The organism is Streptomyces herbicida (genome assembly GCF_032656585.1).
GTDB lineage: Bacteria > Actinomycetota > Actinomycetes > Streptomycetales > Streptomycetaceae > Streptomyces > Streptomyces herbicida.
Window position 1 is genome coordinate 521,701 of the sequence record NZ_JAUYWJ010000002.1, and the last position, 12,056, is coordinate 533,756.

General features: G+C 72.7%; 11 protein-coding genes. 7 read left to right on the forward strand and 4 right to left on the reverse strand.

Translation table 11 applies throughout. The features are described from left to right. Positions 1–260 precede the first annotated feature (260 nt). A complete protein-coding gene (locus Q8A52_RS06115) occupies positions 261–1,187 on the reverse strand; it encodes a DUF3027 domain-containing protein (RefSeq protein ID WP_316749626.1) in 927 nt (308 codons plus the stop codon). 358 nt (positions 1,188–1,545) lie between these two features. On the opposite strand from Q8A52_RS06115, the gene Q8A52_RS06120 reads away from it, so the two are divergent. The 4 genes from Q8A52_RS06120 to Q8A52_RS06135 all read left to right on the forward strand — a co-directional run bounded on the left by Q8A52_RS06120 (position 1,546) and on the right by Q8A52_RS06135 (position 4,984). Beyond that, positions 1,546–2,889, forward strand: a complete 1,344-nt coding sequence (locus Q8A52_RS06120) for an MFS transporter (RefSeq protein WP_408649175.1) — start codon at positions 1,546–1,548, stop codon at positions 2,887–2,889. A 61-nt stretch (positions 2,890–2,950) separates the two neighbouring features. After that, entirely contained in the window at positions 2,951–3,424 is a 474-nt protein-coding gene (locus Q8A52_RS06125) for a DUF2771 domain-containing protein (protein WP_316749630.1), read from the forward strand. Next, a complete protein-coding gene (locus Q8A52_RS06130; RefSeq protein WP_316749632.1) occupies positions 3,394–4,140 on the forward strand; it encodes a futalosine hydrolase in 747 nt (248 codons plus the stop codon). Before Q8A52_RS06125 ends, Q8A52_RS06130 begins: the two co-directional genes overlap by 31 nt. Beyond that, entirely contained in the window at positions 4,130–4,984 is an 855-nt protein-coding gene (locus Q8A52_RS06135) for a 1,4-dihydroxy-6-naphthoate synthase (protein WP_316749634.1), read from the forward strand. Before Q8A52_RS06130 ends, Q8A52_RS06135 begins: the two co-directional genes overlap by 11 nt. 11 nt (positions 4,985–4,995) lie before the next feature. Here the strand turns inward: Q8A52_RS06135 and Q8A52_RS06140 are convergent, their stop codons facing one another. Further along, positions 4,996–5,379, reverse strand: coding sequence for a cold-shock protein (locus Q8A52_RS06140; protein WP_316749636.1), 384 nt, complete (start codon positions 5,377–5,379; stop codon positions 4,996–4,998). A gap of 165 nt (positions 5,380–5,544) precedes the next feature. Here Q8A52_RS06140 and Q8A52_RS06145 point away from each other — a divergent pair, with 165 nt between their 5' ends. Beyond that, positions 5,545–5,796, forward strand: coding sequence for a hypothetical protein (locus tag Q8A52_RS06145; RefSeq protein ID WP_316749637.1), 252 nt, complete (start codon positions 5,545–5,547; stop codon positions 5,794–5,796). Here Q8A52_RS06145 and Q8A52_RS06150 read toward each other — a convergent pair. Both Q8A52_RS06150 and Q8A52_RS06155 read right to left on the reverse strand, forming a co-directional pair. Beyond that, positions 5,772–6,407, reverse strand: coding sequence for an HAD family hydrolase (locus tag Q8A52_RS06150; RefSeq protein ID WP_316749639.1), 636 nt, complete (start codon positions 6,405–6,407; stop codon positions 5,772–5,774). The genes Q8A52_RS06145 and Q8A52_RS06150 overlap by 25 nt on opposite strands. Positions 6,408–6,533: 126 nt before the next feature. After that, positions 6,534–7,523, reverse strand: coding sequence for a hypothetical protein (locus Q8A52_RS06155; protein WP_316749641.1), 990 nt, complete (start codon positions 7,521–7,523; stop codon positions 6,534–6,536). 155 nt (positions 7,524–7,678) lie between these two features. Here Q8A52_RS06155 and Q8A52_RS06160 point away from each other — a divergent pair, with 155 nt between their 5' ends. Both Q8A52_RS06160 and Q8A52_RS06165 read left to right on the forward strand, forming a co-directional pair. Next, positions 7,679–10,270: a helicase C-terminal domain-containing protein gene (locus Q8A52_RS06160; protein WP_316749643.1), complete on the forward strand. Its 2,592-nt coding sequence runs from the start codon at positions 7,679–7,681 to the stop codon at positions 10,268–10,270. A gap of 117 nt (positions 10,271–10,387) precedes the next feature. Beyond that, on the forward strand, positions 10,388–12,037 hold the full coding sequence (locus tag Q8A52_RS06165; RefSeq protein ID WP_316749646.1) for a DNA repair helicase XPB: 1,650 nt from the start codon (positions 10,388–10,390) through the stop codon (positions 12,035–12,037). Positions 12,038–12,056: the final 19 nt, after the last annotated feature.

Genomic DNA, 12,056 nt, shown 5'->3' on the forward strand with positions numbered 1-12,056 from the left:
CACACCGTCCGCCGACCCACTCCCCCGTCCCAGTCGGCCGAAACACATCCCCGGGACGGACCAAGCGCCACTGCCACGGGGCCCGACCCCCGCGCCCCGCCCACGGACCCGCTCGCCCGTCGCGGTGGACCGAAAGTCGTCTCCGACAGGGACCACGTACCGCTGCCGCCGGGGTTCAGCCCGTGCACACCGTCCGCCGACCCACTCCCCCGTCCCAGTCGGCCGAAAGTGTTCCCCGAGAGGGGCCGTGTATCGCCCTCTTACGAGTGGCCGAGTTCTGCCGTCTCCTCGTCGCCCACCGCCGGGACCGAGCCCGAGTCCGGCGCCGGGCGCAGTGGGAAGGGGTCCACCTTCGTCTCGTCGATGACCGGCGCCGCCGGCTGGGGCGGCTTGGGCATGACCGCGGCCTCCGAGTGGCCGCCGCAGCCGTATGTGAGCGAGACGACCCGCCCGTCGGCCGGGGAGAACTCGTTCGCGCACAGGCCGAAGGCCTGGCCGAGGGACCCGCCGAGGGGGACCAGGAAGCCACAGGTGGCACAGGAGGCGGGAGCCGCCTGTGCCATCGGGGTCTTGGCGCCGAACGCCTCGTCCCAGCGGTCGGCGGCGATGTGCAGGCCGTAGCGGGAGAGGACCCGGGCCCGGCGCATGCCGAGTTCCTCCGCCACCGAGGCGATCGATCCCCGGGAGGGGATCGTGGGCAGTGTGGCGGGCGCGCCGGGGGTGACCTCGGCGTCCTCCGCCTCCGCCAGTTCCGCCATCTCGTGCGACACGGGCGAGCTCGGCAGGGGCTGGTCCTCGCCGGAGTAGCCCGGCTCCAGCCGGAGATCCTCGGCGTCCGTGGGTAGGAGGTCGCCGGGGCCCATGTCGCCGGGCCGCAGCCGCTCGCTCCACGGCACCCACTCCGGGGCGAGGAGCGCGTCGGGGCCGGGCAGCAGGACGACCTCGTCCAGCGTCACCACCTTCGCGCGGGACGCCCGGGCCACGGTCGCCGCCCAGCGCCAGCCGCGGTAGCCGAGCTCCTTGCACTCGAAGAAGTGCGTGACGACGCGGTCTCCCTCGGACACCAGGCCGACGTGCTCACCGACCACACCCGGGGCGGCGGCCTCCTCGGCTGCGGCGCGGGCGAGGTCGACGGCCTCGGCGCACAGGCGGTCGGGGGTGCGGCTTCGCGTGCTCGCTGCGCTCACAGGTATCGCTTCTCTCCTACGCCGTCTCACGGGTGCGCCTGCCTCCGGCGGTGGGGCGGACGGAGCGGACCTGTGGGCCGCATCGACGTCCGCGTCCGATCGCTCTCGCGCGCACCTCTGCCATCCATTCTGCGGGATGGCTGAGATACGCACGCTACCTGTTCGTAGGCGCTGGGCCTACACCGACGGGACAGTACGCCGCTTCAAGCCGGTGTTTGACCCGCCGGACGCGCCGTAACCGCACTACGAACCATCATCTCAGGGCACTATGAACGTCGTGGCAGCCGCGAAGTCGTCCCAAGGCGCCACCGGGGTCGGTGGGGTCAAGGGGAGCAGTCGAGGTGGCGGTTCGGGCCGGATGCGCGGTGCCGTCCGCTCCGTCGGCCGTGCCCTGCACTTCCCGGTGACCGGCACCGCCCGCGGGATCCGGAAGGCGACCCATGCGCACGGCGCGGGCGAGTCCGGGCTCGGAAAGCTGATCGAGCTGCACGCGGTGAACGGCGCCGGCGACGTCATGATCACCGTCGCCCTCGCGTCCACCGTCTTCTTCTCGGTGCCGACCGACGAGGCCCGCGGCCGCGTCGCCCTCTATCTCGCCATCACCATGGCCCCCTTCACGGTCCTCGCGCCCGTGATCGGCCCTCTCCTCGACCGTCTGCCGCACGGCCGGCGCGCCGCGATGGCCGGCGCGATGTTCGCCCGTGCCCTGCTCGCGCTGATCATCTCGGGAGCGGTGGCCAGCGGCAGTCTCCAGCTGTATCCGGCCGCCCTGGGGGTGCTCGTCGCCTCGAAGGCGTACGGGGTCGTGCGCAGCGCCGTCGTGCCCCGGCTCCTCCCGCCCCGCTTCTCCCTGGTGAAGGCGAACTCCCGGGTCACCCTGGGCGGGCTCCTCGCCACCGGTATCGCCGCGCCCGTCGGGGCGGGACTGCAGGCCGTCGGCTCTCGCTGGCCGCTCTACGGCGCCTTCGTGATCTTCGTGGCAGGCACGTTCCTCTCCTTCTCCTTGCCGCCGAAGGTCGACTCGGCCAAGGGCGAGGACATCGCGCTGCTCGCGGCCGACGAGGAGCATCTGCACGGGCCGCACCGCAAGCCGGTCAAACGTCCGGGGCTGCGCACGGTCGGCCCGGCCGTCACCCACGCCCTCGGCGCCAACGCCTCCCTGCGCTGTCTGTCCGGCTTCCTGATCTTCTTCCTCGCGTTCCTGCTGCGCGAGCACCCGCTGACCGGGGAGAGCGCGGCGGTGTCCATGGGGATAGTGGCCGTCTCGGCGGGCGTGGGCAACGCGCTCGGTACGGCGGTCGGGGCATGGCTGCGGTCGAGGGCGCCGGAGATCATCATCGTGACCGTTGTGGCGGTGGTATTGGGCACGGCCATCGTCGCGGCCGTGTTCTTCGGCGCGTTCCTGGTGGCCTGTCTGGCCGCGGTCGCCGGGTTCGCCCAGGCCCTCGCCAAGCTGTCCCTGGACGCGCTGATCCAGCGGGACGTGCCGGAACTGGTCCGTACGTCGGCGTTCGCGCGCTCCGAGACGCTGCTGCAGATGGCGTGGGTGTTCGGTGGCGCGGTCGGCATCGTGATGCCGCTCAACGGCATGCTGGGCCTGACGGTGGCCGCCGTGATCGTGGCCGCCGGCTGGCTGACCACCCTGCGCGGATTGCTGAACTCGGCGCGCCAGGGTGGCCGGACGCGGCCGCGAGTGGCGTAACGAACCGGGCACGCCGCACCCCACATGGGGCGACGGCCCGAGTGCCCGATAGCCTTCGGCCATGACCACGCTGCAATCCGCCTCGCGACGCCGCCGCGCCGTCGCCGCTGCCGGTGCCGTTTCCGCCGGACTGCTCGTTCTGTCGGCCTGCGAGAAGCCGTCGCCCGTCGCGACGATCACCGTCGGCACGAGCTCGGTCAACTCAGAGGCCACCTGCTACAACGACGGCAACGCCCTGAGCACGGCCATCCTGGCCAATTGCCTCAAGGACACCGATATCAAGTCGATCAAGGTGGACCCGGACGAGACCGTGCGCTTCGGCGTCGACCCGGCGGTCGCGGACAACGGGTGGACGATCCTGATGAACGGTCAGCCGCTCACCGACTCCAGCAAAAAGACCTACCGCACCATCCCGGGCAGCGTGTTCTTCAACGCCCAGTACGGCGCCCAGGGCAACTCGACCCTGGTCTCCATCAAGGAGGGCGAGAAGGACGTCAAGGGTCTGTGGTCCTTCAAGCTCAAGAAGGACTCCTGACCACGTCTTCCGTACGTGTTCTCGTAGCCACCGCGGTACCCGCCGAACGGGACGCGGTGGCACGGGCGTTTGCGGGGCCGGAGCGTGAGCTGCGGCTTCCGGGGGTGACCCTGCGCCGGCTGCCCCGGCTCGATGTGGCCGCCGCCGGTGTCGGCCCGGCCCTCGCCGCCGCCTCCACCGCCGCCGCCCTCACCGCGGCGGCCCTCGAAGGCACCCCCTATGCCCTGGTCGTCTCCGCCGGAATCGCCGGCGGTTTCCAGCCCGGGCCCCCCGTCGGTTCCCTGGTCGTGGCCGACGAGATCACCGCCGCCGATCTGGGCGCCGACACGCCCGACGGCTTCCTTCCGGTCACCGAGCTGGGCTTCGGGACCGTCAGCCACCGTCCGCCGGAAGCACTCGTACGAGACGTCGCCGCCGCGACCGGAGCCCGCCCGGGAGCCGTCCTCACCGTCTCGACGGTGACCGGCACGACCGCCCGCGCCGCGGAGCTCCGCACCCGTCACCCCCGTGCCCTCGCCGAGGCCATGGAGGGCTTCGGGGTGGCCGAGGCGGCCGCCGCGCACGGCGTGCCCGTCCTGGAGTTGCGCGCGGTCTCCAACCCCGTCGGCCCGCGCGACCGCGCCGCCTGGCGGATCGGCGACGCCTTGGCGGCCCTCACCGAGGGCTTCGGGAAGCTCGCGCCCGTACTGGAGAGTTGGAACCCATATGAGCCCTGAGAGCCGACCCCTGCAGATCGCCTACTCCCCCTGCCCCAACGACACCTTCGTCTTCGACGCCCTCGCCCACGGCCGCGTCCCGGGCGCGCCCGCGCTCGACGTGACCTTCGCGGACATCGACATCACGAACGGCATGGCCGAGCGCGGCGAATTCGACGCACTGAAGGTGTCGTACGCGGTGCTGCCGTACGTCCTCGACGAGTACGCGCTGCTGCCCTGCGGCGGTGCGCTGGGGCGCGGCTGTGGGCCCTTGGTGCTCACTCGGGAGGCCGGGGCCGACTTGACGGGTCGCACGGTCGCCGTGCCCAGCGAGAAGTCGACGGCGTACCTGCTGTTCCGGCTGTGGGCGGCGGACACGCTGCCCGGCGGGGTCGGTGAGATCGTCGTCCTGCCGTTCCACGAGATCATGCCGGCCGTGCGGGACGGGAAGGTCGACGCCGGGCTGGTGATCCACGAGGCGCGCTTCACGTACCAGAACTTCGGGCTGCACAAGCTCGCGGACATGGGCGAGCACTGGGAGAACACGACCGGGCTGCCGATTCCGCTGGGCGCGATCATCGCCAAGCGGTCACTGGGCGCGGACACGCTGCGACAGCTCGCCGCGGCCATCCACACGTCCGTGCACGCTGCCTGGGACGACCCCGAGGCCTCCCGCCCGTACGTCATGGAGCACGCCCAGGAGATGGACCCGGCCGTCGCCGACCAGCACATCGGGCTGTACGTCAACGAATTCACGTCGGATCTCGGCGTGGACGGCTACGCGGCGGTCAGGGGTCTGCTGACGCGCGCCGCGGCCGAGGGACTCGTCCCGCCCCTCGGCCCCCGGGCACTCGACTTCCCCTGACCGGACAGGCCCTACACGTCCAGCTGGTCGGCGACCGCCCGCAGCAGGCCGGCGATCTTCTTGCCGGAGGTCTTTTCGGGGTAACGGCCCTTCTCGAGCATCGGAGTGATGTTCTCCAGGAGGGTCGTCAGGTCCTGCACGATCGAGGCCAGTTCGTCCGGCTTCTTGCGCTGCGCGGCCGCGACCGAGGGCGTCGGGTCGAGGACGGTGACGGAGAGCGCCTGGTCGCCGCGCTGGCCGGCGACCACGCCGAACTCCACGCGCTGTCCCGGCTTGAGTGAATCGACTCCGGCGGGGAGGACCGAGGAATGGACGAAGACGTCACCGCCGTCGTCGCGGGAGAGAAAGCCGAAGCCCTTCTCGCTGTTGAACCACTTGACCTTGCCGGTAGGCACGTCTGTCCTCGTCCTCGTACTCGTCGGAAAACTGCTTCTGAAAACGGCTCTTGATAGCACTAGAGCGGGTCGTCCGTGACCCGCCGGTACCAAGGCTAATGGTCTTCGGGCGGGTGACAAGACGTCGCCCGGTTGTTCCTTCGCGCTGGGAACTACCCTGGTCCGGTGCGTGACAAAACCCAAACGAATTCCACCGGGCCCGGTGACGGACTGATCCGTACCGGTGCCGTCGTCTTCTTCATCGGTGCCGTGGCCACTCTCGTCACCGTGGCACCGCTGTTCCTCGGTGCGAAGCCCTTTCCGACGTACATGTTCGGCCTGAGCATGCTGATGGGCGTCGGCTTCCTCATCGCGGGCGCGGGGGTGCTCCGGTCGATCGCGGCGGGACGGCGTCAGGCGCGCGGCGCCTCACGGTAGCCGGTCAGCCAGCGCGGGAACGCGGCCAGGTCGTCCAGCACGACGTCCGCCCCTGCCGTGTGCAGCTCGTCCGCGTCGCACGGGCCGGTGGTGACGGCGACGGACAGCGCTCCGGCCGTACGGGCGCCGCGCACGTCCCCCACATGGTCCCCGACATACACGGCGGCCCCGTGCTCGCGCAGGGCCTCCGCCTTCTGCTCCGCCCACAGGTCACCGACGACCACGTCCGGCTCCAGGCCGAGGTGGCTCAGGTGCAGCTTGGCGTTCGGCTCGTACTTCGCGGTGACCACGATCGCCCGTCCGCCGGCCGCCTGCACCGCCGTGATCGCCTCCCGGGCACCGGGCATCGCGGGCGTGGCGGCCACGGCTATGTCGGGGTACATCGCCCGGTACAGATCGCTCATCGGCCCGACCTGCTCGGCCGGGAACCAGTTGATCAGCTCCTCCGCGAGCGGCGGCCCGAGCCGGGTGATCGCCAGGTCGGCGTCGATGTAGGTCCCCGTCCGCTCGGCCAGCGCCAGGTAGCAGGCATGGATGCCCGGCCGGGAGTCGATCAGGGTCATGTCGAGGTCGAAGCCGACGGTCGGCGCGGGAGCAGTCATATCGGCCATTGTGCCCAGACGGCACCCCGACCAGGCCGCCCGGGGCTGTGAGGTGGGCGACGCCACGGGGCCCAGGTCCTGTCGGGCCCAGGTCCTGTGGTCAGTTCGCAGGCAGGGCGCGGGTGACGACGGGGCCTAGCTCCGGCGCTGCGAGCGCCAGACCAGGTAGAGGGCCGAGGCCACGGCCGCGCCCCGTACGACCCATGGCCAGGTCTCGGCGACGGCGGTGTTCATGTGGCCCTGGGCGATGGGGGCGCCCCAGCGGCCCTCGTTCCTGCCCCACAGCCAGACCACTCCCGCCGCCAGCGCCAGTCCGGGCATGCCCATGACCGCCCACTTGGTCTCCGCCGGGGTCAGCCGGCGCGAGCCGTATGCGATGAGCCAGCCCAGGATGAGTCCGAACCAGTTGCCGAGGACGGCACCGGCGACGAGCAGCCCGGCGGCGAGCAGGAGGAGGGGGTTGGTCCAGCCGGCGGCCGGCCGGGGCGGGGCGAGCCGACGGCGCGGGGCCGGTGCGGGGGCCGCGGCCTCGGCGTCGGCGTCCCGCTCGACCGACGCGGTCTCCTCCTCCTTCTCCTTCTTCGTGTCCCGCTCCGGTGGCTTCTCCTTCAGCGGCGGCTTGAGCAGCTCGGGGATCTCCACACCGCCGACGAAGCCCGGCACGCTGTCGCCCTCCCCGAACGGGCTGCTGTCCACCCGCCACCAGTCCGGCTGCAACGCGCTGTCGCCGAGCTCGTGCTCCCCGGCCAGATGCGGCGGGGACGGGACGTCCGAGCGGGCGGGCGGCTCCGGTTCCGCGGGGCGCGGCCGCGGTACGACCCGGCGCAGCCGCTTCGGCTCGGGCTCCGGGCGCGCCGGCTGTACGGGCACGGAGGCGGTCGGCGACGGCGCACCGGCGGTGTCCCCGGCGGCCGCGACGACCTCGTCCGGGGTGCCCAGGCGGGCGATGATGCGACGGACGGCGGCGGGGCTGTCGACGGCGACCTTGGCACGGCGCCGGTCGATCTCGTTCCGCAACTCCGAGACCAGACGCATCCGGGCGGCCGACGACAGCTGCCGCTGGTGCGCCACATCGCCGACGCGGCTCAGATACTCGTAGACGACCTGGTCGCTTTCGATACCCACGAAGTCCCCTCCGGGGCTGACATGTTGGTAACCGGCGGGACGAAGGTAGCGCAGGTCGGCATCGACCAGCCCATCCGGCATTCGGGGACAAGGCCCCCCACCGGCCCGCGCCTCATCGGCAAAACCGCCGGGGGCGACCCGCTACCGTGGGTCAGATGAGCACCGAGGACCGCCCGGCGCCCCGCTCTCTCGCGGAGGCGCTCCGCGCCAGGGACGACGCCTCCCTGGCCGCGCTCCTGCGCAGCCGCCCCGACCTCATCACCCCCGTCCCCACCGACCTCACCCAGCTCGCCACCCGCGCGGGCACGCGTGCCTCCGTGCTGCGCGCCCTGGAACGACTGGACCGCTTCGCGCTGCAGACCGCGGAGGCGCTGGCGGTGGCGGCGGACCCGGCGACGTACGGCGAGTTGCTCGGCCTGATGGCCGGGGACGCCGGTGAGAAGGGCGACCCGGCCGTGGCCGCGGCCCTCCCCCGCGCCCTGGCCACCCTCCGCGAGCAGGCCCTGGTCTGGGGCGGCGACGACCGGCTGCGCCTGGTGCGCACGGCCCGTGAGGTGCTGGCCCCGTCGCCGCAGCACCCGTCACCGACGGGCCTGGGCCCGACCGTGCAGGAGACGACGGCGGGGATGTCCCCGGGCCGCATCCAGGAGATCGTCGCCGCCGTCGGCCTGCCCTCGACCCATGACGCGGTCTCCGCCGCGGCCTCGCTGACCGGTCTCTTCACGGACCGGAAGAAGATGGCCGCCCTGCTCCGCGAGGCACCCGAGGAGTCCCTCGAAGTCCTCACCCGGCTGGTCTGGGGCCCGCCGTACGGCCAGGTCACCCCCGACCCCGCGCCCCGGCTGCGCTGGCTGCTCGACCGCGGTCTGCTGCTGCCGACGGCGCCCGGCACGGTCGTACTCCCCCGGGAGGTCGCCCTGCACCTGCGCGCGGGCCGGGCCCACCGCGCGCCCGAGGCCGTACCGCCCGCCGTCGAACCGGCCGCGACACACGCTCCGCAGATGGTGGATGCGACGGCCGCCGGCCAGGCGTACGGCGCCCTCGCGACCGTCGAGGAGTTGCTGAAGGACTGGGACGAGGGCGGTCCGGCGGTACTGCGGGCGGGCGGTCTGAGCGTCCGGGACCTCAAGCGGACCGCCGTCGCACTCGACGTGCCCGAACCCGTCGCCGCCTTCTGGGTCGAGCTCGCCTACGCGGCGGGCCTGCTCGCGTCGGACGGCGAGGCCGACGAGCGATACGCGGCCACCCCGGCCTACGACGAGTGGCTGGAGCAGCCCCCGGCCGAACGCTGGGCGCGGCTCGCCGAGGTATGGCTGACCGCGACCCGGACCGCGGGTGTGGTCGGCGGGCGGGACGTGAAGGACCGTGCGCTGTCGGCGCTGGGGCCGGGGCTCGACCGCTCCGCCGCGCCCGAGGTACGCCATCGCGTCCTGTCCCTGCTGGCCGCCCTGCCGGAGGGCGCGGCCCCCGCCCCCGACTCCGTGCTGGCCCGGCTGCGCTGGGAGCGGCCGCTGCGCGGCCCCGAGCGGGACGACGACCTGCGCACCCGCCTCGCCCAGTGGACCCTGTCGGAGGCGGAGCTGCTCGGCGTCACCGGACGCGGGGCGCTGTCCGCCCAGGGCAGGGCGCTGCTGGGAGCCTCCCCCAAGCTCTCGACCTCGTTCGAGCAGGGGGGACCCCCATCGCCCGGCCGTCCCGCGCACGGACAGGCGGCCGTCGAGCCGTCCGGCCCCGGCGACAAACTCCCCGTCCGCCACCACCCTCACGCGCCCGCGCCCCACGAACCCCTGTCCGCGCCGGAGCAGGCGGTGGCGTCCGCCGCGGCCGCCCGGCTCCTCGCCCCGCTGCTGCCCGAGCCGCTGGACCATGTGCTGCTCCAGGCGGACCTGACGGCGGTGGCCCCCGGCCCGCTGGAGCGGCCGCTCGCCGACATGCTGGGTGTGCTCGCGGACGTGGAGTCGAAGGGCGGCGCGACGGTCTACCGCTTCACCCCCGCCTCCGTACGCCGTGCCCTGGACGCCGGCCGCGCCGCCTCCGACCTGCATGCCTTCCTGGCCGCGCACTCCCGCACGCCGGTTCCGCAGCCGCTGGCCTATCTGATCGACGACGTGGCCCGCAAGCACGGCCATCTGCGCGTCGGCGCGGCCTCCGCCTACGTCCGCTGCGACGACGACGCCGTCCTGAACGAGATCCTCGCCGACAAGCGGGCGTCCGCGCTGCGCCTGCGCCGCCTGGCTCCGACGGTGCTGGCGGCCCAGGCCGACCCGGCGACGCTCCTCGAGGGCCTGCGCTCGATGGGCTTCGCCCCCGCCGCCGAGTCCGCGGAGGGCGACGTCCTGATCACCCGCGTCCACGCCCATCGCACCCCGCCCCGCACGGCCCCCGAGCCGGTCCCGGACGGCCCGCCCACGCCCGACGCCACGCTTCTGTCGGCCGCGATCCGCGCCATCCGGGCGGGCGACCTCGCCGCCACGACGCCGCGCAAGCCGGCCGGCGCCCCGGCCGCGAGCGGCGACCTCCCCCGGACCAGCTCCGCCGAGACCCTCGCCACCATGCAGGCCGCCGTCCTCACCGGCGAGGCCCTGTGGATCGGCTATGTCAACGCCGAGGGCGCCGCGAGCCAGCGCGTCATCGCCCCCATCCGTGTCGAGGGCGGCTTCGTCACGGCGTACGACCACACGGCGGACGAGGTACGGACGTATCCGCTGCACCGGGTGACGGGGGTGGCGGAGCTCGCGGACGACTGAGCCGGCCGACGGTTCCGATGATCCGACCGGCCCGTCCACGACCGGCCGTGATCGTCGGCCGGTAGGGCACACTGGACGTTTGGGCCATGACGATGGCCGTATGGAAAGGGTGCCCGCGTGAACGGTCCGCTGATCGTCCAGTCCGACAAGACCCTGCTCCTCGAGGTCGACCACGAGCGCGCCGACGACTGCCGTCGGGCCATCGCGCCGTTCGCCGAGCTGGAGCGGGCGCCGGAGCACATCCACACCTACCGGGTGACGCCGCTGGGGCTGTGGAACGCGCGGGCCGCGGGGCACGACGCCGAGCAGGTCGTGGACGCGCTCGTGCAGTACAGCCGCTATCCCGTCCCGCATGCGCTGCTCGTCGACATCGCCGACACCATGGACCGGTACGGGCGGCTGACCCTCAGCAAGCACCCGGCCCACGGTCTGGTCCTGACGAGCACCGACCGCCCGGTCCTCGAAGAGGTCCTCCGCTCCAAGCGGATCGTTCCTCTCGTCGGGGCCCGGATCGATCCGGACACCGTCGTCGTGCATCCCTCCGAGCGCGGGCAGATCAAGCAGGTGCTGCTCAAGCTGGGCTGGCCCGCCGAGGACCTCGCCGGGTACGTGGACGGCGAGGCGCACCCGATCGAGCTGCGCGAGGACGGATGGGCACTGCGGGCCTACCAGAAGCAGGCCGTCGAGAACTTCTGGCACGGCGGCAGCGGTGTGGTCGTACTGCCCTGCGGCGCCGGCAAGACACTGGTCGGCGCCGGGTCCATGGCCCAGGCCAAGTCCACCACGCTCATCCTCGTCACCAACACCGTCTCCGCCCGGCAGTGGAAGCACGAGCTGGTGAAGCGGACCTCGCTGACCGAGGACGAGATCGGTGAGTACAGCGGGACGAGGAAGGAGATCCGGCCGGTCACCATCGCGACCTACCAGGTGCTGACCACGAAGCGGAAGGGGATCTACCCCCACCTGGAGCTCTTCGACTCCCGTGACTGGGGGCTCATCGTCTACGACGAGGTGCATCTGCTGCCCGCTCCCGTCTTCAAGTTCACCGCCGACCTCCAGGCGCGCCGGCGTCTCGGCCTGACAGCGACCCTGGTGCGTGAGGACGGGCGCGAGTCGGACGTGTTCTCCCTCATCGGGCCCAAGCGGTTCGACGCGCCCTGGAAGGAGATCGAGGCGCAGGGGTACATCGCGCCCGCCGACTGCGTCGAGGTGCGGGTCAATCTGACCGACTCCGAGCGGCTCGCCTACGCCACCGCCGAGACGGAGGAGAAGTACCGCTACTGCGCGACCACGGACACGAAGCGGAAGGTGACGGAGGCGATCGTCCGGCGCTTCGCGGGACAGCAGATCCTCGTCATCGGCCAGTACATCGACCAGCTCGACGAGTTGGGCGAGCATCTGAACGCGCCCGTCATCAAGGGCGAGACGTCCAACGCCCAGCGCGAGAAGCTCTTCGACGCCTTCCGGGAGGGCGAGATCAGCGTCCTCGTCGTCTCCAAGGTCGCCAACTTCTCCATCGACCTGCCGGAGGCGACGGTCGCCGTCCAGGTGTCGGGCACCTTCGGCTCCCGCCAGGAGGAGGCCCAGCGCCTGGGCCGCGTCCTGCGCCCCAAGGCCGACGGCCACCAGGCCCACTTCTACTCCGTGGTCGCCCGCGACACCATCGACCAGGACTTCGCCGCCCACCGCCAGCGCTTCCTGGCCGAACAGGGCTACGCCTACCGGATCATGGACGCGGACGAGATCCTGGCCGAGACTGAGAGCTGAGGGCTGAGAGCCGAAGCGG